Source organism: Exiguobacterium marinum DSM 16307, assembly GCF_000620845.1.
Taxonomy (GTDB): Bacteria; Bacillota; Bacilli; order Exiguobacteriales; family Exiguobacteriaceae; genus Exiguobacterium; species Exiguobacterium marinum.
In genome coordinates this window covers 2,268,742-2,292,941 of record NZ_KK211189.1, presented here as the reverse complement: position 1 = coordinate 2,292,941, position 24,200 = coordinate 2,268,742, and the positions used below count along the sequence as shown (strand labels likewise).

At 49.4% G+C, this 24,200-nt stretch carries 19 protein-coding genes, 1 pseudogene and 1 other annotated feature; of the genes and pseudogenes, 15 read left to right on the top strand and 5 right to left on the bottom strand.

Annotated elements, in window-relative coordinates:
- Positions 1–38 precede the first annotated feature (38 nt).
- From ruvA to yajC, 5 genes are all read left to right on the top strand, one after another.
- Positions 39–626 carry a Holliday junction branch migration protein RuvA gene (ruvA, locus tag P400_RS0112120; RefSeq protein WP_015881166.1) on the top strand — a complete coding sequence of 196 codons (588 nt, stop codon included), beginning with the start codon at positions 39–41 and terminating at the stop codon, positions 624–626.
- Between the two features lie 10 nt (positions 627–636).
- Entirely contained in the window at positions 637–1,638 is a 1,002-nt protein-coding gene (gene ruvB / locus P400_RS0112115; RefSeq protein WP_026826455.1) for a Holliday junction branch migration DNA helicase RuvB, read from the top strand.
- 3 nt (positions 1,639–1,641) lie between these two features.
- Positions 1,642–2,700, top strand: coding sequence for a tRNA preQ1(34) S-adenosylmethionine ribosyltransferase-isomerase QueA (gene queA, locus P400_RS0112110; protein WP_026826454.1), 1,059 nt, complete (start codon positions 1,642–1,644; stop codon positions 2,698–2,700).
- Positions 2,697–3,842 (top strand): tRNA guanosine(34) transglycosylase Tgt, encoded by a 1,146-nt coding sequence (gene tgt / locus P400_RS0112105; RefSeq protein ID WP_026826453.1) that lies wholly within the window; start codon positions 2,697–2,699, stop codon positions 3,840–3,842. The genes queA and tgt overlap by 4 nt, the downstream gene beginning before the upstream one ends.
- Before the next feature lie 84 nt (positions 3,843–3,926).
- On the top strand, positions 3,927–4,205 hold the full coding sequence (gene yajC / locus P400_RS0112100; protein WP_026826452.1) for a preprotein translocase subunit YajC: 279 nt from the start codon (positions 3,927–3,929) through the stop codon (positions 4,203–4,205).
- A 19-nt stretch (positions 4,206–4,224) separates the two neighbouring features.
- Here the strand turns inward: yajC and P400_RS0112095 are convergent, their stop codons facing one another.
- Complete coding sequence (locus P400_RS0112095; protein ID WP_026826451.1) at positions 4,225–5,382, bottom strand: NAD(P)-binding domain-containing protein; 1,158 nt, start codon at positions 5,380–5,382, stop codon at positions 4,225–4,227.
- Positions 5,383–5,562: 180 nt separating this feature from the next.
- Here P400_RS0112095 and P400_RS0112090 point away from each other — a divergent pair, with 180 nt between their 5' ends.
- On the top strand, positions 5,563–7,335 hold the full coding sequence (locus tag P400_RS0112090; protein ID WP_026826450.1) for a methyl-accepting chemotaxis protein: 1,773 nt from the start codon (positions 5,563–5,565) through the stop codon (positions 7,333–7,335).
- Between the two features lie 36 nt (positions 7,336–7,371).
- Here P400_RS0112090 and zupT read toward each other — a convergent pair whose 3' ends face one another.
- Positions 7,372–8,232 carry a zinc transporter ZupT gene (gene zupT / locus P400_RS0112085; protein WP_026826449.1) on the bottom strand — a complete coding sequence of 287 codons (861 nt, stop codon included), beginning with the start codon at positions 8,230–8,232 and terminating at the stop codon, positions 7,372–7,374.
- Positions 8,233–8,445: 213 nt separating this feature from the next.
- Between zupT and secD the strand changes: the two are divergent.
- The 7 genes and pseudogenes from secD to aspS all read left to right on the top strand — a co-directional run bounded on the left by secD (position 8,446) and on the right by aspS (position 19,785).
- Positions 8,446–10,663, top strand: a pseudogene (gene secD / locus P400_RS15910) (protein translocase subunit SecD).
- Between the two features lie 36 nt (positions 10,664–10,699).
- Positions 10,700–13,057: a single-stranded-DNA-specific exonuclease RecJ gene (gene recJ, locus P400_RS0112075; protein ID WP_235181853.1), complete on the top strand. Its 2,358-nt coding sequence runs from the start codon at positions 10,700–10,702 to the stop codon at positions 13,055–13,057.
- 1 nt (position 13,058) lies between these two features.
- Complete coding sequence (locus tag P400_RS0112070) at positions 13,059–13,577, top strand: adenine phosphoribosyltransferase (protein WP_026826447.1); 519 nt, start codon at positions 13,059–13,061, stop codon at positions 13,575–13,577.
- Positions 13,578–13,768: 191 nt separating this feature from the next.
- Positions 13,769–15,958 (top strand): RelA/SpoT family protein, encoded by a 2,190-nt coding sequence (locus tag P400_RS0112065; RefSeq protein WP_026826446.1) that lies wholly within the window; start codon positions 13,769–13,771, stop codon positions 15,956–15,958.
- 16 nt (positions 15,959–15,974) lie between these two features.
- A complete protein-coding gene (gene dtd / locus P400_RS0112060) occupies positions 15,975–16,418 on the top strand; it encodes a D-aminoacyl-tRNA deacylase (RefSeq protein ID WP_026826445.1) in 444 nt (147 codons plus the stop codon).
- Between the two features lie 38 nt (positions 16,419–16,456).
- Positions 16,457–16,691, top strand: a binding site (T-box leader).
- 44 nt (positions 16,692–16,735) lie between these two features.
- Positions 16,736–18,016 (top strand): histidine--tRNA ligase, encoded by a 1,281-nt coding sequence (hisS, locus tag P400_RS0112055; protein WP_034771502.1) that lies wholly within the window; start codon positions 16,736–16,738, stop codon positions 18,014–18,016.
- Positions 18,013–19,785, top strand: coding sequence for an aspartate--tRNA ligase (gene aspS, locus P400_RS0112050; RefSeq protein WP_026826443.1), 1,773 nt, complete (start codon positions 18,013–18,015; stop codon positions 19,783–19,785). Before hisS ends, aspS begins: the two co-directional genes overlap by 4 nt.
- Positions 19,786–19,892: 107 nt before the next feature.
- On the opposite strand, the gene P400_RS0112045 is transcribed toward aspS, so the two are convergent.
- Together P400_RS0112045 and P400_RS15170 are read right to left on the bottom strand one after the other, a co-directional pair.
- On the bottom strand, positions 19,893–20,114 hold the full coding sequence (locus tag P400_RS0112045; protein WP_152538888.1) for a hypothetical protein: 222 nt from the start codon (positions 20,112–20,114) through the stop codon (positions 19,893–19,895).
- Positions 20,087–20,437, bottom strand: a complete 351-nt coding sequence (locus P400_RS15170) for an iron-sulfur cluster biosynthesis family protein (protein WP_034771157.1) — start codon at positions 20,435–20,437, stop codon at positions 20,087–20,089. The genes P400_RS0112045 and P400_RS15170 overlap by 28 nt, the downstream gene beginning before the upstream one ends.
- Positions 20,438–20,555: 118 nt before the next feature.
- Between P400_RS15170 and P400_RS0112035 the strand changes: the two genes are divergently transcribed.
- Together P400_RS0112035 and P400_RS0112030 are read left to right on the top strand one after the other, a co-directional pair.
- Positions 20,556–22,268, top strand: a complete 1,713-nt coding sequence (locus tag P400_RS0112035; protein ID WP_026826441.1) for an ABC transporter ATP-binding protein — start codon at positions 20,556–20,558, stop codon at positions 22,266–22,268.
- 99 nt (positions 22,269–22,367) lie between these two features.
- Complete coding sequence (locus tag P400_RS0112030) at positions 22,368–23,408, top strand: alcohol dehydrogenase family protein (RefSeq protein ID WP_026826440.1); 1,041 nt, start codon at positions 22,368–22,370, stop codon at positions 23,406–23,408.
- A gap of 24 nt (positions 23,409–23,432) precedes the next feature.
- On the opposite strand, the gene P400_RS0112025 is transcribed toward P400_RS0112030, so the two are convergent.
- The gene (locus P400_RS0112025) at positions 23,433–24,026 is read right to left on the bottom strand and encodes a YczE/YyaS/YitT family protein (protein WP_235181852.1); all 594 of its coding nucleotides are present in this window, start codon (positions 24,024–24,026) and stop codon (positions 23,433–23,435) included.
- Between the last annotated feature and the right edge of the window lie 174 nt (positions 24,027–24,200).

Below are 24,200 nucleotides of genomic sequence, written 5' to 3'. Positions count from 1 at the left end.
ATAAATGCAGTTTTTCCGACCGAAAAGGAGAGTACACCGTGATTGAATTCGTAAAAGGACCCGTCGCCTATGTGTGTGCGGAATATATAACGTTAGATGTTTCGGGCGTCGGCTACAAAGTACATGTGCCTAACCCGTTTTTTTATCGTGAACAAGACGAACATGTAATCGTATTTACGCATCATTACGTGCGTGAAGACCAACAGACGCTATACGGTTTCCGGTCACGCCGGGAGCGGGAGCTCTTCAATAAGCTTCTTAGCGTCAGCGGGATTGGACCAAAAGGAGCGCTCGCCATCGTCGCATCTGGCGATATCGATGCGTTGATTGACGCAATTGAAACCGAGAATGAGAAGTATTTGACGAAGTTCCCGGGAGTCGGTAAGAAGACGGCTAAACAGATGGCCCTCGACCTAAAAGGGAAGCTATCCGAACTCGCACCGGATTATGTGCCGAACGAAGGATTGTTCGCACAAGGTGCATCAGAACTAGACGAGGCGTGTGAAGCGCTCGTCGCACTCGGATATTCTGAACGAGAGATTGCGAAAGTACGCAAAGCATTGAGCGGGGAAATCTTGACGACCGACGCGTACATAAAACGCGCGCTACAGCTGTTATTGAAATAAGGAGGAAGCTATGGACGAACGATTGTTGTCACAATCTCATCAGCAATATGAAGACTCTGAAGAGTGGAGCTTACGTCCGCAGCGCTTCGAGCAATATATCGGGCAAGAAAAAGCGAAAGGCAATTTGTCGGTCTTCATTCAGGCCGCCAAACTTCGCAGTGAGACGCTCGACCACGTATTGTTATACGGACCACCTGGACTTGGAAAGACGACACTTGCCCAAATCATCGCCAACGAGATGGGTGTCGGGATCAAGACGACCGCTGGCCCTGCGATTGAACGACCAGGTGATTTGGCGGCAATCCTCTCGACACTTGAACCGGGAGACGTCTTATTCATCGACGAAATTCACCGGTTGAGCCGGACAATCGAAGAGATTCTCTATCCAGCGATGGAGGACTACTGTCTCGACATCGTCTACGGACAAGGCGAGATGGCACGAAGTGTGCGCATCGACCTGCCACCGTTCACGCTTGTCGGAGCGACGACAAGGGCCGGAATGTTGTCGGCACCACTTCGTGACCGTTTCGGCGTCACACTGAAGCTTGAATATTATGAACCGCATGAATTAGCGGCCATTGTCAGTCGGACGGCACAGTTGTTCCGTCTCTCGATTTCACCTGAGGCGAGCGGAGCGATTGCGAAACGATCGCGCGGGACGCCACGAATCGCGAACCGGTTATTGCGACGTGTTCGTGACTTCGCACAAGTGGCTGGAACGAAAGAAATCGACCCCGTGCTCGCATCCGACGCGCTCGACCGTCTTCACGTCGATGCGCTCGGTCTCGATGAAGTCGATCACCGGTTACTTCGGTCCATGGTCGAACGGTTCGGAGGTGGACCGGTCGGACTCGAGACGCTCGCCGCTACGATCGGTGAGGATGCTCAGACGATTGAAGACGTCTATGAGCCCTATTTATTACAACAAGGATTCTTGCAGCGCACGCCGCGAGGACGCATGATTACACAGTTTGCCAAGTCGCATTTTGGTTATGTTGAGGAAGAGGAGTAAGGTATGCAAGATATTCAATTAAACGTAAACGATTATGATTTTGAATTACCGGAAGAGTTGATCGCACAAGTCCCGTTACTCGATCGAACAAGCTCACGACTGCTCGTATTGGACCGTGAGACAGGAGACATCGAGCATCGTCATTTCCGTGACGTGCTCGATTACTTGAACGAGGGGGATGCGCTCGTCGTCAACGATTCACGCGTCTTACCGGCACGTCTTTTCGGTGCGAAACAAGAGACGGGTGGGAAAGTCGAACTGCTCTTATTGAAGCAGACGGAAGACGATGTGTGGGAAGCACTCGTCAAACCTGCAAAAAAAGTACGCATCGGTGCCATCGTCGAGTTCGGCGACGGACTTCTCCGCGCAGAATGCGTCGAGGAGCTCCCGGAAGGAGGACGTCGTTTCAAGTTTGACTACGACGGGATCTTCTATGAAATTTTAGACGAGCTCGGTACAATGCCGCTCCCGCCGTATATTCGCGAACAACTCGACGACCAGGACCGATACCAAACGGTCTATGCACGAGAACGTGGAAGTGCAGCGGCACCGACAGCAGGCCTTCATTTCACAGAAGAATTACTCGAGGCAGCCAAAGGGAAAGGCGTTCGGTTGATTCCACTCACACTTCACGTCGGCCTCGGTACGTTCCGTCCGGTGACGGCTGATTCCATCGAGGAACATACGATGCATAGTGAATATTTTGAGTTGTCAGCAGAGTCCGCAACAGCGCTCCAAGATGTTCGAGCTCAAGGTGGTCGCATCTTTGCGGTCGGAACGACGTCGACGCGGACGCTCGAGACCATCATGCGAGACCATGGGGACTTCGTCGAGTCATCGGGCTGGACGGATATCTTTATTTACCCTGGTGTCGAGTTGAAGGCAATCGATGGATTGATCACGAACTTCCATCTTCCAAAATCGACACTCGTCATGCTCGTCTCGGCGTTCGCGACGCGCGACATTATCTTACATGCTTATCGAACTGCGGTCGCAGAACGATACCGCTTCTTCAGCTTTGGAGATGCGATGCTCATCACGAGGAAGGAAGTAACAAAATGACAAAACATGCAGTCACTTACGAACACATTCACACATGTAAACAGACCGGAGCGCGGCACGGGATCGTCCATACGCCGCATGGCTCATTCGAGACACCGGTCTTCATGCCGGTCGGAACGCAAGCGAGCGTTAAAACGATGGCACCAGAACAAGTCAAGGCGATGGGCGCGAACATCATCTTGTCGAACACGTACCATCTATGGGTACGTCCGGGCCATGACGTCATCAAACAAGCCGGTGGTCTTCATAAATTCATGAACTGGGATGGCGCGATTCTAACGGACTCGGGCGGCTTTCAAGTATTCTCTCTCGCTGATCTTCGAAACATTCAAGAAGAAGGTGTCCATTTCCGCAATCACTTGAACGGAGACAAGTTGTTCTTGTCACCTGAGAAAGCGATGGAGATTCAAAACGCGCTCGGGTCGGATATTATGATGGCATTTGATGAGTGCCCGCCATATCCGGCGACACATGAATACATGAAGAAATCGGTCGAACGTACGAGCCGTTGGGCAGAACGTTGCCTCGAGGCACACGAACGTCCAGAAGACCAAGCGCTCTTCGGTATTATTCAAGGTGGAGAATATGAAGATCTTCGTCGTCAAAGCGCGCAAGACCTTGTCTCACTCGATTTCCCAGGATATGCGGTAGGAGGTCTCTCGGTCGGTGAACCGAAAGACGTTATGTATCGTGCCCTTGAATTCACGACACCTCTCATGCCTGAAAACAAACCACGCTATTTGATGGGTGTCGGCTCGCCAGATGCATTGATTGAAGGATCGATTCGTGGAATCGACATGTTCGATTGCGTCCTTCCGACACGAATCGCGCGTAACGGGACGCTCATGACATCAAAAGGTCGTGTCACGATTAAACAAGCAAAATATAAGACAGACTTCGGTCCAATCGATGAGAAGTGTGACTGTAACACGTGTAAAAATTATTCGCGTGCGTATGTCCATCACTTGATTCGTGCGGAAGAGATGTTCGGACTTCACTTGTGCACGACACATAACCTTCACTTCCTCGTGAAGTTGATGGAGCAGGTTCGTCAAGCGATTCGTGAAGACCGTTTGCTCGATTTCAAAGAAGAGTTCTTCGAAGAATACGGTTACAACAAGCCAAACGCGAAGAATTTCTAAGAAATCGTGTCGGACATTATGTGACATTGTTTCAGTTTCACGGTATAATGAACCTGATATTGAAGGAAAGGGTGAATGTTACACATGGAAACACTCGTTGCGTTATTACCAATGATCTTGATTTTCGTCGTATTTTACTTCCTTTTGATTCGTCCACAGACGAAACGCCAAAAAGAAGTACAATCGATGCAAAACGCCCTCGAGCGTGGCGACAGCGTTGTCACAATCGGCGGTTTACACGGCGTCGTTCATCAAATCGAAGACACACATGTCGTTTTGAAATGCGACCAGTCGCTTCTTCGCTTCAACCGAAGTGCAGTGGCAGAAGTCGTGAAAAAAGCGAATGCCTCATTTGAGGAATAAGCAAGTAAGCGTCTGACCGTTACGGTCGGACGCTTTTTTGTGTCGAGAGAAGTTGGGGGATGATTCTACGGGCTGCCTCTTGCCCGCCATAGACGGCACGTGCGAACGGACCGATGATCAAGTCGGCGTATGCACCGGTTAAATAGAGACCGCCTGTCCACTCAAGTCGATTGTTCAACACTGGGGTTCCACACGGCGTGAAAGGGAGATCGAGTTGCTCGATCAATGGTCGTAAGAACGTTTCTTTCACGGGTTGAGGTCGTATCCCGGTGCACAACACGATTTCACTGTCGTCTAGACGCTCGCCATTTACCATGAGTGTGTCTTGATGACGTTCTACTTCACCGATTTGATGCGTAACGGCATCCGTTTGAATCAAGCGCTTTACTTTTAAGACGAGGTCGTTCGGAGCAGAACCTGGTTTTCTCTCCCGTGTGATGAACGAGCGTTTTGTCGTCCAGTCCTGCTGTAAACGATTGAACTGGTCCAATCCTTTCGGTCCCATGAACTCACGATCTGCATCGAACTGACTGACTTCTAGCGGACGTCTCGTTACGAGTGTGACGCGATGTCCTTGATTGACGCGCTTGACGACATAATGGAGTGCCGTAATACCACCGCCGATTACAGTCACATCATTTGATTCATCTCCTCGAACTTTCGTGAAAATGTGCTGGCATCGTTCGTTCGTCCATTCCGGCAATACGACGGACGCAGATTGACCGATCGCGACAATGACCGAGTCCGCCACAATCATACGTCGGTCAGTTTGGACGTGAAAACCCTGCCCTTCTTTACGAACTGCCATTACCCGTTCATTCCCGAGAAAGCAGTCATTTAGACGAAGTTCGTCCCATAGCATCAAGGCATGATCGTTGAACAGTTCGAGCGACGGACGTCCAAACGTGTCTTTGAAATGATTTGAACGGTAGGCATGACGGGATGCGAATTGCTTCAAGGCGTATGGGTTTGAAGAGACGTGGTGAACACGAGTCGAACGCAGGTGCGACATCGAAATCGAGTCGGTCTGTCGCGTCCAGTTGGCCAGCGGGTCGGAATTCGGATCGACAATTAGTAAATCATCTAATTTACCGCCTTGTTCTATATATGAGATGGCGAGTGTCATTCCGTGGACACCACCACCAATAATTAATACCGATGTGTTTTCAACATTCATTTGAATACCTCACAAAACGTAATTATTACGATTTAAAGTATACAAAAGATGACTTATTTTTGTCAAAATGAATTAGTTTCAAATTCATCCACCTTATTTCGAAAAATCGATTTGAATAGTGAAAACGTTTGCATTAATGTCAAGGTGAGAAGAAATCCGAGATGAAGGAGAACGAACGATATGGATGTGAAACGATTTGTAAGACCGTTCAAAAATTGGAAAGGGTGGACACGGAAACGAAGCGGTGTGAAACAAAATAGACGTTCTTCACTTAAAAGACGTATGGCAATCGCACTAGTTCCGACGATTATCGCCCTCGTCATTGTTGGAGCACTCGGGTCATATCAGTTGAGACAATCGACTGCTGCTTACGATCGGGTCCTCAGTGAAGGGATGCAAGAGATGCTCCTCGCAGAAAATTTGTCATTGGCAGTAACGGATGCTGAACGATATTTGAATTATTATATGCTTGTCGCAAATCCAAAGACACTCATTAGTTTACAGGGGGTTCAAGAGAATCGTGATGAGTTGATGAAAAAACTCAACGCATCGTCTTCAGATGAGAAAATCTTATCTTGGCTAGAAGACTTGGAAAAGTTTAACGAACTGTTGGACCGCGAAATGAATCGTGCGATCGAACTTCGCCAGCAACAAGACGAGATTGGATATAAGACTGTACTCAATACGAGTGTGACGCCTACGACGGACCGTGTCCGCATGACGGTGACAGATCTTGTCGAGTATAAAGGAGGCCTCCTTGAGTCTGAGACGGAGGTGGTTCAAAAGGATGCAGAAAGTTCGATTTTTTGGATGATTGTCATCAGTGTTGTCGGTGTCGTAATTGGAATTCTTTCTCTCTTAGCACTACAACGCCTATTCCTAAAACCGATCAACCGACTCGGTCGTCAAGCCCGAATCATGGCGGAAGGTGATTTGACGGGAGAAGATATCGAAGTCGCATCAAACGATGAACTTGGAGACCTTGTGACGGCGTTTAACGAGATGAAACATAACCTTGTCGGTTTGATTCGTCGCGTGGGAGAAGCTTCAGATAAAGTCACAGCCTATTCAGAGGAACTTTACGCAAGCACAGATCATGTGGCAACGACGACACAAGGTGTCTCACGATTATTCGAAGACATGAATATAGCTGCCCAAGGGTCATCCAAGCGCGCGGAGGAAGGAACGATCGGTGTCAATCAAGCGGTTGACGGCTTGAATCAAATTGCTGCCGCTTCACAAGGAGTGAATGAACAGACGATTCATACACTCGAGGCGGCGAACGGTGGACTAGATACGGTTCAATTGGCCGAGAAGCGAATGCAAGAAATCCGTCGGGCAAATGAAATGACCAATCAAATGGTGAGTCGTCTGTCGAACCAGTCGCTAGAGATTGAAAAGATCACCCGTTCCATTACAGCCATTACGGAACAGACGAACTTGCTTGCCTTGAATGCGGCCATAGAAGCGGCACGTGCCGGTGAGCATGGTAAAGGATTCGCGGTCGTCGCTGCGGAGGTTCGAAAGCTTGCCGAAGAATCAAAGCAGTCCGCGATTCAAATTCAAACCGTCGTCCGCGACATTCAGCGGGACACAGAACAAGTCGAATCGGCGTTTGAGGAGTCGAGTGTGCACGTAGAGAACGGGGTATCGCAAATGGGTGAAGTGGCCGAAGCGTTCCGGGAGATTGTAGCGGTCATCGAAGAAACGTCGCGTCAAATGAGTGAGATTGCTGCAGCGACGGAAGAGGTAAGTGCCAATACGACAGAGGTCGCGGTATCGGTTGAAGATATGTCTACGAACGCTGTCTCGACACAGCGAAGTGTCGAAGAAGCGGGTGCGAACGTCGAAGAACAACTTGCGGCTATTCAGGAAATCAATGGGATTGCCGAGACGATGAGCCATATGTCCTCCGAATTAAAAGATGTTGTCCATGTATTTAAAACAAATTAAAACAATGCCCTGACGGCTTCGTCAGGGCATTGTTTGTTACATCAATAGAATCAGACTTGTCGCCATAACAATCATCCCGGCGACCATTCCATACATTGAGTGATGGGCACGCCCATATTCGCGGGCGGCAGGTAGCAATTCGTCAAGTGAGATGAATACCATGATTCCACCGACTGCCGCGAATAATAGTCCGAATACCGTGTCGCTCAAGAACGGCATGAGAATCAAAAAACCGATGGCAGCTCCGGCCGGTTCGGCAAGTCCAGATAACATCGAAAGTTTGAACGCCTTCTTCCGTGAACCCGTCGCATAATAGATTGGAACCGAGACGGCAATCCCTTCCGGAATGTTATGCAAGGCGATGGCGATCGCGATGGCAAGACCGACGGCAGGATCATCAAGTGCCGAGATGAACGTCGCCAACCCTTCAGGAAAGTTATGAATTCCGATAGCGAGTGCCATGAAAATCCCCATTTTTCTTAGGCGGTTTTGTGTTTCCGGATGAGTGATGTTGGTCGATTCATTTGTTGCGGTCGTCGCCAATTCTTGAGTAGACGGATCATTTTGCATCGATTCAACGAATTTGACCTCGTGCGGGTTCTCCATTTTTGGGATGAATTTATCAATCAAGCCAATCAAGAACATACCACCGAAGAACGCAAGGACTGTATAAATCGTACCTGTGGATTCTCCGTGTGCGCCAACAAGCTCTTCAAGCGCTTTTGGGAAAATTTCGATGAATGATACATAAATCATGACACCTCCGGAAAAACCGAGTGATATCGATAAGAAAGCTGTGTTTGTTCGTTTCGCAAAGAATGCGATCATACTCCCGATCCCTGTCGCAAGTCCTGCAAACAAGGTGAGGAGGAACGCATAAATAATCGTACTATCCATGAGGGAAGACTCCTTTAATTTCGTAATGGTTAGGTTTATCATACATGAAGTTTTGCCTATGCGCAACATTTAGTCTTATACGCAAATTAGGACAGATAATCTGTGAACAGCCGTTACAATTTTAGGAAAATGATTGATAAATGTTTAGAAAATTTGTAATGTTAACAAGAGAAGTTTTTATCAAGAACAGTGGTCTAGAAAGGAAATAGTCGTATGTACAAAAAAGGCAACATTGTGATTTTCGCGATCCTCATGATTGCGACAATCCTGCTCGCTGTGTTCACGACACCATGGGTCGTCAAGAACACGAATCTCGGACTCGACCTAAAAGGTGGATTCGAAGTTTTGTATGAAGTGCAACCGCTCGAAGACGGTGATGTCATCGACGAATCGGCGATGAATGCAACCGTTCGCGCCATCAACAACCGAATCAACGTCCTCGGGGTATCCGAACCGGACGTTCGAATCGAAGAAAACAATCGAATCCGTGTCCAACTCGCGGGCGTGTCGAACCAAAACGAAGCGCGCGAAGTCATCTCGTCAACGGCACAATTGACGTTCCGTGACGTAAATGACAACGTCTTGCTCGACGGGAAAGACTTGGCGCCCCGTGGTGCTGCACTCAGCTACAACCAACAAGGGCAACCGGTCGTTGAGTTGACGCTTCAATCCGCTGACAAATTCGGTGAAGTGACGTCAGAAATCTCACAACGTCCTGCTCCCGAGAATCGTCTCGTCATTTGGCTCGATTACGAAGAAGGTGACACATACGAGGAAGAAATTCAAAAAGAGAACTCGAAAATTGTGTCAGATGCTTCCGTCAACGGGCCAATCTTGTCGGATAAAGCCATCATTTCAGGTGGTGGGATTGACGCAGAGAGCGGTCAACGCCTCGCTGACATCTTGAACGCAGGTGCGCTTCCGGTCAAGCTTGATGAGATTTATTCGACATCGGTATCGGCCCAGTTCGGTCAAGATGCACTTGAAGAAACGGTATTTGCCGCAACAATCGGGATTATCGCTGTATTCTTCTTCATGTTGTTCTTCTATCGTCTACCAGGACTCGTGTCGATTATTACACTCGTTCTATACATTAATTTGATCATGTTGTTCTTCAATGGAATCAATGCGGTCTTGACGCTCCCAGGGATCGCGGCACTCGTCCTCGGTGTCGGGATGGCGGTCGATGCGAACATCATCACGGCAGAACGGATCAAAGATGAACTCCGCTCTGGTAAGTCGGTCTTATCGGCGTTCCGTGCCGGTAACCGTCGTTCGCTCAGTACAATCATCGATGCCAACTTGACAACGCTCATCTCGGCTGCTGTTTTGTTCTATTTCGGACAGAGTTCAGTCAAAGGATTTGCGATTATGCTCATGATTTCAATTGCGATGACGTTCATCTCAAACGTGTTCATCTCACGTTATTTGATGCACCTCCTTGTCTCAAGTCGCCTGTTCGACAAACGTAAAGGATGGTTTGGTGTGAAGGAGAGTGAAATCCGTGAACTTTAAGCTTACTGAATGGAATTACGTCAAACATATGCGCACGATGTTCTTGATTTCGACAGCCATCGTCGTTCTCGGAATCGGTCTCTTGTTCTTCCGGGGATTGAATCTTGGAATCGACTTCGCCTCAGGAACACGTGTCGAGGTACAAACGGAAGAGCGGGTCTCACAAGAAGAGTTCACACAGGCGTTCAATGACGCGGGTGTCGACCAAGAGATTTCGAGCGTCCAATATGCAGATGAAGGTCGCTTGGCATATGTCACGTTCGTCGGACAATTAGGACAAGAAGAAGTTGCGAGCGTCAAGACGGCGTTCACAGAACAGTTCGGCAACGATCCGAACATCAGCACCGTGTCGGCTCAAGTCGGTCGTGACTTGGCGAAAAATGCCTTGTATGCGGTAGCCGTCGCTTCGATTGGGATCATTCTCTATATCACGGTCCGCTTCCAATTCTCTTATGCGGTCGCGACTGTGGTCGCGATGCTACACGATGCGTTCTTCATGATCGTCGCATTCTCGCTCTTTGGTGTTGAGGTCAACCTATACTTCATCGCAGCGATTCTGACGATTATCGGTTATTCGGTCAACGATACGATCGTTACGTTCGACCGGGTCCGGGAGAATATCACGTCGTATGAAAAAGAACGGAAAATTCGATCGATGGATGTGTATGAGTCGATCATCAATCGCTCGATTCAAGAGACGATTGTGCGTTCGGTCAACACCGTCATCACGGTACTCGTGACAGCCCTCGCCTTGTATGTGTTCGGTGCTGAGTCGATCCGTGGGTTCTCACTCGCATTGTTGGTCGGACTCTTCATGGGGATGTATTCATCCATCTTCATCGCATCTTACTTATGGCTCCTCATCAAACGTACAACCATCAACAAGAAAAAAGATACGCCGGTCACAGAGGCGTAACGACTGGGTCTCCCTTCCGAAGGGAGACCTTTTCAAATGTCAAGACGGCACATCTTTCACGCGGTCTGCTATAATCTACAATTGATTGGAGTGAAGGACATGTATCATTCGAAGAAACAGTGGGTCTATCCAAAAACAAATTTGGAAGACGTCACACGTTTACAAAGCGAATTAAATATATCAGCACAACTCGCGACGTTACTCGTTCAGCGTGGTCATCAGGACGTAGAGGCGGCCAAAGCATTTTTGTATGCCGAGGAAGAGCTCGTCTTTCATGATCCGTACTTGTTCGAACAGATGGAGAAAGTCGTGTCACGAATCAAGCGGTCGGTGGACGAAGGTGAGATGGTACTCATCTATGGAGACTATGACGTCGATGGTGTCAGCGCCTCTTCTGTCATGTGGCACGCCCTGACTGAAATTGGTGTCATGGCCGAGTGCTATATCCCGAACCGTTTCACAGAAGGTTATGGACCGAACAAAGAAGCGTTCCAGTGGGCGGCCGATGAAGGGTTCACATTGGTCATTACGGTGGATTGTGGGATTTCTGGAATTGAAGAAGCGACATTGTTGAAAGACCTTGGTGTCGATTTGATCATCACGGATCACCACGAGCCGAAAGAGACACTCCCGGACGCCTATGCGGTTATCCATCCGCACATCGACCCGAGATATCCATACGATAAACTTGCCGGTGCGGGGGTCGCCCTTAAAGTGGCGCATGCGGTTTTAGGAAGAATGCCGGAGGAACTCCTTGATTTGGCCGTTCTCGGCACGATTGCCGACCTCGTTCCACTAGACGGAGAGAATCGACTGCTAGCGAAAAAAGGGATCGCGGCACTCGAAGCTTCGAAGCGACCAGGTATCTTAGCATTACGAGAAGTGTGTGGTCTCGGTGACAGTGTATTGAATGAGGAGTCGGTCGGTTTTGCGTTCGGACCTCGTATCAATGCTGCGGGTCGTCTCGACTCGGCGATGCCGGCGCTTCAAATGCTCCTCGCCGAGCATGTCGAGGAAGCACTTGAGCTCGCGAAACAACTCGATAAGCAAAATAAAGAGCGTCAAGATATCGTCAAGACGATCACCGCTGAAGCGAAAGAACTCGTCGAAGCGTCGATGACAGAGGACCGTGTGCTTGTGGTCGCGAGTGAGAAATGGAACCCTGGAGTTGTCGGAATCGTCGCTTCTCGTCTCGTCGAAGCGTACTATCGTCCGGTCATCCTCCTCTGTCACGACCCGGAAACGGGCAAGGCGAAGGGTTCGGGGCGATCGATTGACGGGTTTGACCTGTTTAAAGAACTCTCTAAAAATGAAGACATCTTGCCACACTTCGGGGGACACCCAGCCGCGGCAGGGATGACGTTACAGTCTGAAAACGTCGCTGAGCTACGGGAACGACTGAACCATCAAGCGGAATCGATTCCCGGTGACGTGTTCGTGCCTCGGGTCAATGTCGATTTGAAACTGACGGTCAACGACGTCTCGCTCGATTTGATTACAGAAATCGGCAAACTCGCGCCATTTGGGATGGGTAACCCATCACCACGTGTTGTCGTGGCAGATGCGAAACTACGTGACATTCGTCAAATCGGACGTGATGCAACACATTTGAAAGTACAGCTCGCCGGAGACAAGCGTGAGCTCGATGGTATCGGGTTCGGGTTCGGACACGTCGTCTCGGAAATCTCGCAGATGGCTCATGTCTCGGTGATGGGGAGTCTTCAGGTGAACGAATGGAACGGGATGCGAAAGCCTCAGCTCATGATTCAAGATTTACGTGTCGATGACTTCCAAGTATTTGACTACCGTGGGAAGAAAAACTCGGTGCAAGAGTTGAAGGACCTGCCGAAAGAACATACGTCGTTCCTGTCATTCCAAGGAACATCAGAGGATTTTCCGCTTCATGAAGACGATGAACCACTCAATCGTTTCGTCGTCCTGCTCGATCTTCCTGACGATGAGGCGGTTCTCGCAGAAAAACTTCATGAAGGTGTCGAACGAATCTATTGTGCGTTCGGACAAGGGGACTCGTTCTTTGAACGTCTTCCGTCGCGTGAGGATTTCCGAACGTATTATGTGCATATGGCGACTTGCGAACGGAAAAATCTACGTGAAAACCTGATTCGTTTGTCAAAAGAGCGAAAATGGTCAAAAAATACGATTCAATTTATGCATCAAGTATTCTCTGAACTCGAATTTCTTGTTACAATGGAAGACGGACTGCCTGGAGTCAATCCGGAAGCACCGAAACGCGATTTGACCGAGGCGCCGTGCTATCAACGCCGGATTGGACGCCAACAACTCGAAGAGCGTTTCGTATACGCGTCATTGGCAGAGCTCAAAGAGCGGTTACAATCGTTGCGATTGAACAAGATGCAGGAGGCATACACATAAAATGAATTTCAAACAGCATATTAAAGAAGTAGCAGACTATCCAAAAGAGGGCATTAGCTTTAAAGATATCACGTCACTTATGCAAGATGGCGAAGTCTACAAGAAATCAGTAGATGAGCTCGTCGCTTATGCACGTGAGCGTGGAGCAGAGTTGATTGCTGGACCAGAAGCGCGCGGATTTGTCGTCGGTTGCCCGGCAGCCTATGCGCTCGAACTCGGGTTTGTACCGGTACGTAAAGAAGGAAAGTTACCGCGTGAGACAGTGCGTGTATCATACGGTCTCGAGTATGGAACGGACATCTTAACGATGCACAAAGATTCAATCAAACCTGGACAACAAGTTGTCATCCTTGATGATTTGCTCGCAACAGGTGGAACGATTGAAGCGACAATCAAAATGATTGAGCAACTTGGTGGAGTTGTAGCAGGAATCGGATTCTTGATCGAACTCGACGGACTCGGTGGACGAGAGCGTCTTGAAGGATACGACATCTTCTCACTCATCCGATACGAAGACTGATTTTTTTGAACGGGAAGCAGATGCTTCCCGTTTTTGAATAGTTTTTGAGGAAAATAACCGACAACCTTTGACAGGTCGTCAGATTTTTTCGATAATGGTTATAAAAATTAGAGAATCTTGAACATAAACTACTACCATGCTGCGACGAATCCAAAGCGATTGGAGCGGTAAGAAAAAGGGTGTCGAATGTTATGACCAAAAAACAAATCGTAAGTATTGAGGATCTTCTCGACGCGCTCGGGGAGTATATGGGTGACGACGATATAACCGAAGTGAAACGCGCTTACGAATACGCAAAACTTCATCATACCGGTCAGTTCCGACGTTCGGGCGAGCCCTATATCCTCCATCCGGTCCAAGTGGCCGGCATTCTCGTTGATATTGGCTTAGATGCCACGACGATCATCGGAGCACTCTTGCATGATGTTGTCGAAGACACGGATATTTCGTTACAGCAATTGACGGACGATTTCGGTCCGGATGTGGCCATGCTTGTAGATGGGGTCACGAAACTTGGTAAAATCAAATATAAATCGAAAAAAGAAGAACTCGCAGAGAACCACCGGAAGATGATTATCGCGATGGCTGAAGATGTGCGCGTCATCTTGATCAAACTTGCGGACCGTCTCCATAACATGCGTACACTTCAGCATATGCCGAAAGAGAAACAAGTCCAAAAGGCAGAAGAAACGCTTGAAATCTTTGCACCGCTCGCACACCGGATGGGGATTTCAACGATTAAATGGGAGCTCGAAGATATTTCGTTACGATATATCAACCCGCAGCAATACTACAAGATCGTCTCGATGATGAAACAAAAACGGACGGAACGAGAAGCGCTCGTCACTTCTGTCATCACAGAAGTGAACGGAGTTCTTGAAGAAGTGCACATCGATGCCGATGTAAACGGTCGGCCGAAACATATCTATTCCATCTACAATAAAATGTTCAAGCACAAAAAAGAATTTAATGAAATTTATGATTTGATGGCGGTCCGGATTATCGTTGACTCGATTCGTGATTGTTATGCGGTGCTCGGAATCATCCACACGCAATACAAACCGATGCCAGGACGATTCAAAGATTATATTGCCATGCCGAAACCGAACATGTACCAGTCGCTCCATACGACGGTGATCGGTCCTAAGGGTGAACCGCTCGAAGTCCAGATTCGAACGAAGGATATGCATTTCATCGCCGAGTTCGGGATTGCGGCACACTGGGCGTATAAAGAAGGGAAGAATGTCTCGACGAACGGATTCGACGAGAAAATCGCGCACCTTCGTGAGATTCTCGAACTTCAAAAAGACACGACGGATGCAGAAGAATTCATGGAGTCCCTCAAGGTCGACTTCTTTAGTGACATGCTTTACGTGTTCACGCCAAAAGGGGACGTGTTCGAGTTACCAAAAGGCTCTGTTCCGATTGACTATGCTTACCGAATCCATACGGAGATCGGGCACCGGATGACGGGGGCAAAAGTGAACGGACGGATGGTCCCGCTCGACTATAAGCTCGAGACGGGCGACATCATTGAAATCATCACGTCGAAGCACAGTTACGGTCCGAGTAAGGACTGGTTGAAGCTCGCCGTTTCGAGTCAGGCGAAGAATAAGATTCGCCAATGGTTCAAACGCCAACAGCGTGAAGAGAATGTCGAGAAAGGGAAAGATCTCGTCGAGGCGGAAATCAAAAAGCTTGGATTCGAACCGAAAGAAGTAATCGACGAGCCGGCACTCAGTATCGTCGTCGAGAAATTCAACTTTGGGAATGAAGAAGAAATGTATGCCGCTGTCGGTTATCAAGGCATCACTGCCGCTCAAGTCGCACATAAGTTGACCGAAAAGCAGCGAAAAGAGCCGAAGCTCGAGCTATCAGAAGCCATCAGCGAGTTAAAAGTCAGTCAGTCACCGAAGAAAAAGACGACGGAAGCAGGCGTGACGGTCAAAGGGATCGACAACATGCTTGTTCGGATGAGTCGTTGTTGTAACCCGGTACCGGGGGATGAGATCGTCGGGTATATCACCCGTGGACGCGGGGTCTCGATTCATCGGAAAGATTGCTTGAACATCGTCAACGAGCAACACCCGGAGCGTCTCCTAGATGTCGAATGGGAAGTTGGTCAGGCGAAAGAGAAAAACTATAACGTCGATATCGAAATCACTGGATATGACCGCTCAGGACTCCTGAACGATGTCCTTCAGGCCGTGTCGGCGACGAATACGAATATCATTGCCGTCAGCGGTCGGGGCGACCAAAACAAACAAGCCCGCATTTCGATGACGATCTCGATTCCAAACGTGAATCACCTGCAGAAAGTCGTCGAGCGCATCAAACAAATCTCAGACGTGTATTCGGTCAGCCGAGTCATGATGACGTGACGAAAGGAAGAGGAACGTGCGTGTATTATTGCAACGAGTGAAAGAAGCATCGGTCACAGTCGAGGATGAAGTCGTCGGGGCAATCAAAGCTGGATACTTGCTTCTCGTCGGTGTGACACATGAAGATACTGAAGAAGAAGTGAACTGGCTCGCCGACAAAGTGACCGGACTTCGCGTCTTCGAGGACGATCAAGAAAAGATGAACTTATCGATTCAAGATGTGTCTGGTCAAATTTTGTCAGTCTCTCAGTTCACATTGTATGGAGATACGATGAAAGGACGACGACCTGCTTTCACAAAGGCAGCGAAACCGGACATGGCCGAGACGCTCTATGAAAAGTTCAACGAGCGACTTCGGTCAAATGGACTCGTCGTCGAGACGGGACGCTTTGGTGAGATGATGGACGTCGCACTTGTCAATGACGGACCGGTCACACTCATGCTCGAAAAAAACGCTTGACAGATACCGGCTTGATTCGGCATCATGAAGCATATAGTCAAACACCTACGATAAAGAAGAGTACGGTCAACCCACCAGCAAAGAGAGCGATGCCTTGGCTGAAAGCATCGACTGGATGATGACCCGAACGACACTTTGGAGGTGCTCCTTTGAAAGCGAGTAGGGGGAGCCGTCTCATCGGGCGTTAACCGATTTCGAGTGGCAGAGTTTCAAGTGATGGCTCTGCAACGAGGGTGGTACCACGGGAAACTTACACAGGCTCTCGTCCCTTTGCGGACGAGGGCCTTTTTTGTATTTTTAAGGAGGGAAATGTGATGATGAAAGCACCACGCGGTACACAAGACCTGCTTCCGGGCACGGTCGAGACGTGGCAATATGTCGAGGGGAAACTTCGCGACATGAGCGCCCGTTACAACTATAAAGAGATCCGCACACCAATCTTTGAAACAACGAACCTGTTCACACGTAGTGTCGGAGAGACGACGGACATCGTCCAAAAAGAGATGTTCACGCTCGTGAAGAAAGGGAAAGACGAGTACACGCTTCGCCCAGAAGGGACGGCCTCTGTCGTGCGTGCGTTCGTGACGAACAAATTGTTCGGAAATCCGGACCAACCGACGAAGCTCTATTACATGGGACCGATGTTCCGCTATGAGCGTCCGCAAAAAGGTCGCTTCCGTCAGCTTCACCAATACGGTGTCGAAGCAATCGGCAGTAGCGACCCGGCCGTTGACGCGGAGGTCATCAGCCTCGCTTACTCGATCTACAAGTCGTTTGGGCTTCAGAAAATCAAAGTCGTCGTCAACTCGCTTGGGGACGCGGAAAGCCGCAACGCCCATCGCGATGCGCTCATCCGTCACTTCGAGCCGGTGGCAGGTGAACTTTGCCAAGACTGTCAGTCACGTCTGTATAAGAATCCGCTTCGCATCTTGGATTGTAAAGTCGACCGCGATCACCCGTCGATGAAGACGGCACCGTCGATCCTCGAATATTTGAATGAAGAGTCGAAAGCCTACTTTGACCAAGTGCTCGCACAACTCGACGCACTCGGCGTCGCCTATGAAATTGACCCGACGCTCGTTCGTGGGCTCGATTACTACACGCACACTGCGTTTGAAATCATGTCCGAGGCAGAAGGTTTCGGAGCGATCACGACACTTTGTGGCGGTGGACGCTACAACGGTCTCGTGCAAGATATCGGTGGACCAGACATGCCGGGAATCGGTTTTGGGATCGGGTTGGAACGTCTCATTCTCGCCTTGGAGAATGAAGGGGTCTTACCTGAACTCGAGACAGGACTTGACGTCTTCATCGTCGCGCAAGGTGAGAAAGAAGTCGAATTGACGGCGACGCGCCTCTTGCAACTACTCCGCATGGAAGGGTTCAAGGCAGACCGAGATTACCAAGGGCGCAAGTTCAAAGGACAGTTCAAGCAGGCGGACCGCCTGAAAGCCAAGTTTACAGTCATCTTAGGGGATGATGAAGTCGAACGTGGGGCAGCCGCATTGAAAGATATGACGACTGGTGAACAAGTCGACGTGCCACTCTCGGCCGTCGCAGACAAAATTCGTGAACTATCGGAAGGAGCAGCACAATGATCGGACGCACACATATGAACGGCCGGGTGACAGAGTCACTCATCGGCCAAGAAGTACAACTTAAAGGATGGGTACAAAAACGTCGTGACCTCGGAGGACTCATCTTCATCGACCTTCGTGACCGCACAGGGATCGTCCAAGTCGTCGTTCGCCCAGAAAACGAAGCAGTCCACCAACTCGCGGAGACGATTCGTAGCGAGTTCGTCCTCGACGTGAAAGGGACAGTGCTCGAGCGTGAGAACAAGAACCCGAACATGCCGACAGGAAACATCGAAGTCATCGCGTCTGAGATCAACATCTTGAACGCGGCGAAGATGACACCAATCCCAATCGGTGACGAAGCGGAAAACGTTTCAGAAGACCTTCGTCTCAAATATCGTTACCTCGACCTTCGTCGTCCGGCGCTTCAAGAGACGTTCCGCCTCCGTTCGAAGACGTCGAACACGATCCGTAACTTCTTGACAGAAGAGGAGTTCCTTGAAGTCGAAACACCGATTTTGACGAAGTCGACACCTGAAGGCGCACGTGACTACCTCGTCCCGAGCCGTGTCCACGGTGGAGAGTTCTACGCACTCCCACAATCACCGCAGCTCTTCAAACAGTTGCTCATGGTCGCAGGGTTTGACCGTTACTTCCAAATCGCGCGCTGTTTCCGTGACGAGGACCTTCGTGCAGACCGTCAGCCTGAATTCACACAAGTCGACATCGAGACGAGCTTCATGGACATCGAAGACTTGATGGCGATGATGGAATCGATGATGGGACAAGTCATGGAATCGACGCTCGGTCGTACGGACACACCGGCGAAGTTCGAGCGCATGACTCATGCTGAAGCGATGCGTCGCTTCGGTTCAGATAAGCCGGACACACGTTTCGGTCTTGAACTCATCGACGTGGCGGACGCCGTGACAGGTGCCGGCTTCAAAGTGTTCGATGCGGCACTCGAATCAAACGGACAAGTCAAAGCGATCAACGTCAAAGGTGAGGCGGACAATTTCTCACGTAAAGACATCGACAAGCTCCAAGAGTTCACAGCGGTATACGGTGCGAAAGGTCTCGCATGGCTCAAAGTGACAACGGAAGGCTTGAACGGGCCAATCGCGAAGTTCTTTGACGAGACGTATGCACAAAAGTTGATCGAAGCAACGAATGCAGAAGCGGGTGACCTTCTTCTCTTTGTCGCATCGAAACCAACTGTCGTCGCAGACAGCCTTGGCGCACTCCGCGTCAAACTCGGACACGAACTCGGTCTCATCGACGAGTCGAAATTCAACTTCCTATGGGTGACGGACTTCCCACTCGTGACGTTTGAAGAAGAAGAAGGTCGCTTCTATGCGAACCACCACCCGTTCACGATGCCAAACCGTGAAGACCTTCACCTTCTCGAGACAGACCCGGCAAGCGTACGCGCCATCGCCTATGACCTCGTCTTGAACGGTTACGAGCTCGGTGGCGGATCACAGCGTATTTACGAGCGCGACATCCAAGAGCGCATGTTCAAATTGCTCGGCTTCACGCAAGAAGAAGCAGTCGAACAGTTCGGCTTCTTACTTGAAGCGTTCGAATACGGTACACCACCACACGCAGGAATCGCACTCGGTCTCGACCGTCTCGTCATGATTCTTGCAGGTCGTTCGAACCTTCGCGACACGATCGCCTTCCCGAAAACGGCATCGGCAAGCGACTTGCTCACGCAAGCACCGAGTCCTGTCGTGGACGCGCAACTTGAAGAGTTGTCGATTCGTACGGCAGTGAAAGAGAAGAAATAAGCACAAAAAACGAGGGTTGCCATGGCAATCCTCGTTTTTTGTATGTGTGAAACGGATTTTGGATTCAACACGAGATGGTAGATATTTAATCGGAACACATACTCTTGTTAACGTTTATTCTCTTCTCGCTGCATATATTTCGCTGTTCGCTGCAACGCAAAACCGAACACAAACAGTGAGGCGATGACAGCAGACATCGTGTAAACCGAGTCGGTAAACGCCAGATAGATCCCGAACAGTCCGAGCCCGAAGCTCAAGAAGAAGAGCACCAACAGTCTCGGATGTTGTTTCAGTGTCTGTTTCATCGGCTCGGGACGTTCAACTGACAACCCGTGCCGTCCGTGACGAGTAGATTCGAATTGAACACTTGCCCGTCACTCTTCAAGACGAGCGTACGACGGTCTTCAAGGAAATCGATTTTCATCTGTTCGTCTAAAAATACTTTCGTCCAGTTTTTTATTAAGATTGGACCGAGGTTCGAGTCGATCTCAACGTCTTCTGGAGTCGTCTCCGTGACGTATCGAATCTCGAAGATTCCGCTGTTTCCACAGCCGCAACCTTCCGTTTCGTAAAAGAGGTGCATCTGTCCCTCGCGTTCGCCTTTCAACGACTTGATTCGTTCGAGCGCGCGTTCTGTAATGTGTACATGCATGTGTATCACTCCTTACCTTTATTATACGCCGATTGAAAAAAGAATGAAAAAAGGATGCATCCTGTTTTCCACCTTTCGGAAAAAAGCGTACACTTAATGTTTAGAAGGGGGTAAGAGAATGTTTGCACGTTTTTTTAGTTATTATCGGCCACATAAGAAGTTATTCATCCTCGACTTTTCATTCGCGATTCTCGTCGGACTGCTTGAACTCGGGTTTCCGCTCGCCGTTCAATGGTTCATCGATGATTTGTTGCCAGGTGGGGAATGGAACTGGATTATCATTGTCAGCATCGGTCTATTGATTCTTTACATATTGGCCATGATGATGCAGTATGTTGTCAACTATTGGGGACATAAGCTAGGAATCAACATCGAGACAGACATGCGAGAAGAGTTGTTCACGCATATCCATAAACAGTCGTTCCGCTTCTTTGACAACCATAAGACCGGGCATTTGATGAGCCGGGTCACGAACGACTTGTTCGATATCGGGGAAGTGGCGCACCACGGGCCGGAAGACTTCTTTATCGCCATCATGACGCTACTTGGTGCGTTCGGGATCATGTTCTCGATTGACTCAGAACTCGCACTCGTCACCGTTGTCGCGGTACCATTCCTCATCATCATGATCACGTATGCGAATAAAAACATGAACAAAGCATGGCAAAAGATGTACACGAATATCGGGGAAGTGAACGCACGCGTTGAGGACAGTGTGTCAGGGGCACGTGTCGTGCAGTCGTTCACGAATGAGACGTTTGAGATTGGACGTTTCCAAAAGGACAACAACTTCTATCGCGGCTCGAAGATTGAAGCGTATCGGGTCATGAGTAAGTCACTCGCCGGAATCTACATCACGACGCGTCTCATGACGTTACTCGTCCTTGTCTACGGGGCATACTTAACGTATGAAGGGCAGTTGTCTTACGGACAGCTCGTCGGGTTTATCTTGTATATGAACTTGCTCATTAAACCGATTGAGAAGATCACGGCACTTCTCGAGATGTATCCGAAAGGGATGGCAGGATTTAAACGCTTCACGCAACTTTTAGACGAAGAACCGGATATTAAGAATCGCGACGAAGCGGTTGATGTTGAGACGTTGAAAGGCGATATCGTCTTCGACGACGTCTCGTTCGGATACTCGGATTATCGCCAAGTGTTGACGGACATTGACTTGTCGATCAAGGAAGGGACGACCGTGGCCTTGGTCGGGACGAGCGGGGCAGGTAAGACGACAATCTGTTCACTCATCCCTCGTTTTTATGACGTCACAAAGGGTGCTATCTCGATTGACGGGATGGACATCCGTGATATGACGAAAGAGAGTTTACGTCGTCAAATCGGAATCGTTCAACAGGACGTCTTCTTGTTTGCGGGTACATTGCGTGAGAATATCGCTTATGGGAAGCTTGATGCGACCGATGCCGATATCATGTATGCGGTAGAGAAGGCGCATCTCGGGACGCTTGTCGAGGAGCTCGAACACGGTCTCGACACACAAATCGGGGAACGAGGACTCAAGCTCTCCGGTGGTCAGAAACAACGAATCGCTATCGCACGTATGTTCTTGAAAAATCCGCCGATTTTAATTTTGGATGAGGCGACTTCGGCACTCGATACGGAAACCGAGGCCATCATTCAAGATTCACTCAATGAACTGGCGGCGAATCGGACGACGCTCATCATCGCTCACCGCTTGGCGACGGTGAAGAATGCCGATCGGATCCTCGTCGTGACGGCCGAAGGAATCGTCGAGGACGGGACACATGAAGAGCTCAGCCAAAAAGGCGGCGTCTTCACAAATCTGTTACAACGCCAACAGCTTTAAACGGAGGGTCACCTGAGAATGGTGACCTTTTGGGCGTGATATGAATGGTTCGTGGGTAAATACATATGGATGAACGAAAGAGAAGGAGGCAGATACACCATGAAAGCTGTGCAAGTCGTAGGATATGGGAATGTCGATCAACTTCAAGTGATCGATATCCAAAAACCGACACCGAAAGCGGGAGAAGTACTGATCAAGGTGCGCGCCTGTGCCATTAACAATACCGAGATTTGGATGCGAGAAGGGGCGTATGGAACTGGCGAAAAGTCAGGTTGGCGCCCGGAAGGCGTCCATTTTCCCCGTATTCCCGGTTCAGACATCACGGGAGAAGTCGTCGAGGTTGGGGACGAGGTCGATCAAACGATGATTGGCCGACATGTCGTCTTGTTTCCGTTCACCTCGAGCGGACCTGAACGGAAAGAACACTTGTCAGACGATATGTCCTTTATTGGCTCAGAATATGACGGAGGTTATGCAGAATACGTTGCCTGGCCGGCCGACCTTTGTTTTGATATGCCACTCGATGATTTTGTCGAAAGTGCGGTTTTTTCCGTGAGCGGACTCACAGCGTGGCATATGAATGAGCAGTTACACATTCGTTCCGGTGAGACGATTGTCGTCACAGGTGCGAGCGGTGGTGTCGGTTCGCTCAACGTTCAGATTGCTGCGAACGTTTTCGGTGCGAAAGTGTTCGCCATTGTCGGTGATTTGAAAAACGAGCAAGAATTGAAAGCGTTCGGTGCGACCGAAGTCTTTTCCTATCGTTCTGAGACGCTCGCCGATGATATCATCGCGGCGAACGGCGGTCCGGTCGATGCCGTGCTTGATGTCGTCGGGGATGCGTTGTTTGATATGTCTCTTCAAGTATTGAAGAAGGGTGGGAAATTCTGCATTTCCGGTTCTGCCGGCGGACAGACGACCCATCTCGATTTCCGTACATTGTATTTGAAGCATATTGCGATGTATGGGTCTGTCCTCGGGACAAGGCATGAGTTCGCGGAAATGTTGCGTTCGATCGCGGAAGGGAAGCTAAAACCGGTCATCGATCGGACGTTCCCGCTTGAAGAGGCACGTGAAGCGCAAACGTACTTCAAACAATCGGGTAAGTTCGGAAAGATTGTCTTGATTCCGAACACATAAAAAGAGAGGGAATCCCTCTCTAATTCATGCAAATTTTACTTTGAGACGATCGACGTAGGCGATGAACAGGCGGAACCGTTCTAACCAGAACTGGAAGAACGGACCGATGAGGAAAATCGATAGGATGGTGCCGAAGAAGAGCGGTCCGCCAAGCGCCCAGCCTATAAGACAAGCAGTCAACTCCATCCAAGTCCGCATGGCACGGACAGACTTTTTAAAACGGTCTGCTAAGGCAAGCGTCAATCCATCACGGGGACCGGCACCATACCCGACAGCGACGTACAGACCGGCTCCCATACCCATCACAAATATGCCGAATGTGAGCCAAACGATATTCATGATCATCCCTTCGAAAACAGGAAGCCATTGCTCATTTAAAATCAAGTTCATGAATACCCCGACGAAAACCGCGTTGACGAGCGTCCCGAACTGAGGACGGACGCGATCGAGTATGTATTTGAATAGGACGAGTAGAAGACCGACGCATAAGATGACAGTTCCGATTGAAATCGGAAGATGGTGAGCGATTCCGATATGAAGGACGTCCCACGTGGAGACACCGAGATTTGCCGTGATCATGATCGATGAGCCGAGTGCGAGTAAGAACAATCCGGTCATGAAGAGGCCCCATTTGAAGAGAATACGTAAAAAGTGGATAGACCTTGCGTGCACGAACATCGCCTCGTTTCAATAAAATGATTGATTTATCTTAGCACACTCGATTTGAAAACATGAAAAAAACGTCTCAGCGTGAAAGCTGAGACGAGATCGTTATTTCTTCGGTGATTTTTT

What these genes read in the sequence shown, in the direction of transcription:
- ruvB (WP_026826455.1), top strand. Translation starts at nt 637, where the DNA reads ATGGACGAACGATTGTTGTCACAATCTCATCAGCAATATGAAGACTCT.
- queA (WP_026826454.1), top strand. Translation starts at nt 1,642, where the DNA reads ATGCAAGATATTCAATTAAACGTAAACGATTATGATTTTGAATTACCG.
- tgt (WP_026826453.1), top strand. Translation starts at nt 2,697, where the DNA reads ATGACAAAACATGCAGTCACTTACGAACACATTCACACATGTAAACAG.
- yajC (WP_026826452.1), top strand. Translation starts at nt 3,927, where the DNA reads ATGGAAACACTCGTTGCGTTATTACCAATGATCTTGATTTTCGTCGTA.
- P400_RS0112095 (WP_026826451.1), bottom strand. Translation starts at nt 5,382, where the DNA reads ATGAATGTTGAAAACACATCGGTATTAATTATTGGTGGTGGTGTCCAC.
- P400_RS0112090 (WP_026826450.1), top strand. Translation starts at nt 5,563, where the DNA reads ATGGATGTGAAACGATTTGTAAGACCGTTCAAAAATTGGAAAGGGTGG.
- zupT (WP_026826449.1), bottom strand. Translation starts at nt 8,232, where the DNA reads ATGGATAGTACGATTATTTATGCGTTCCTCCTCACCTTGTTTGCAGGA.
- recJ (WP_235181853.1), top strand. Translation starts at nt 10,700, where the DNA reads ATGTCAAGACGGCACATCTTTCACGCGGTCTGCTATAATCTACAATTG.
- P400_RS0112070 (WP_026826447.1), top strand. Translation starts at nt 13,059, where the DNA reads ATGAATTTCAAACAGCATATTAAAGAAGTAGCAGACTATCCAAAAGAG.
- P400_RS0112065 (WP_026826446.1), top strand. Translation starts at nt 13,769, where the DNA reads ATGACCAAAAAACAAATCGTAAGTATTGAGGATCTTCTCGACGCGCTC.
- hisS (WP_034771502.1), top strand. Translation starts at nt 16,736, where the DNA reads ATGAAAGCACCACGCGGTACACAAGACCTGCTTCCGGGCACGGTCGAG.
- aspS (WP_026826443.1), top strand. Translation starts at nt 18,013, where the DNA reads ATGATCGGACGCACACATATGAACGGCCGGGTGACAGAGTCACTCATC.
- P400_RS15170 (WP_034771157.1), bottom strand. Translation starts at nt 20,437, where the DNA reads ATGCATGTACACATTACAGAACGCGCGCTCGAACGAATCAAGTCGTTG.
- P400_RS0112035 (WP_026826441.1), top strand. Translation starts at nt 20,556, where the DNA reads ATGTTTGCACGTTTTTTTAGTTATTATCGGCCACATAAGAAGTTATTC.
- P400_RS0112030 (WP_026826440.1), top strand. Translation starts at nt 22,368, where the DNA reads ATGAAAGCTGTGCAAGTCGTAGGATATGGGAATGTCGATCAACTTCAA.
- P400_RS0112025 (WP_235181852.1), bottom strand. Translation starts at nt 24,026, where the DNA reads ATGACCGGATTGTTCTTACTCGCACTCGGCTCATCGATCATGATCACG.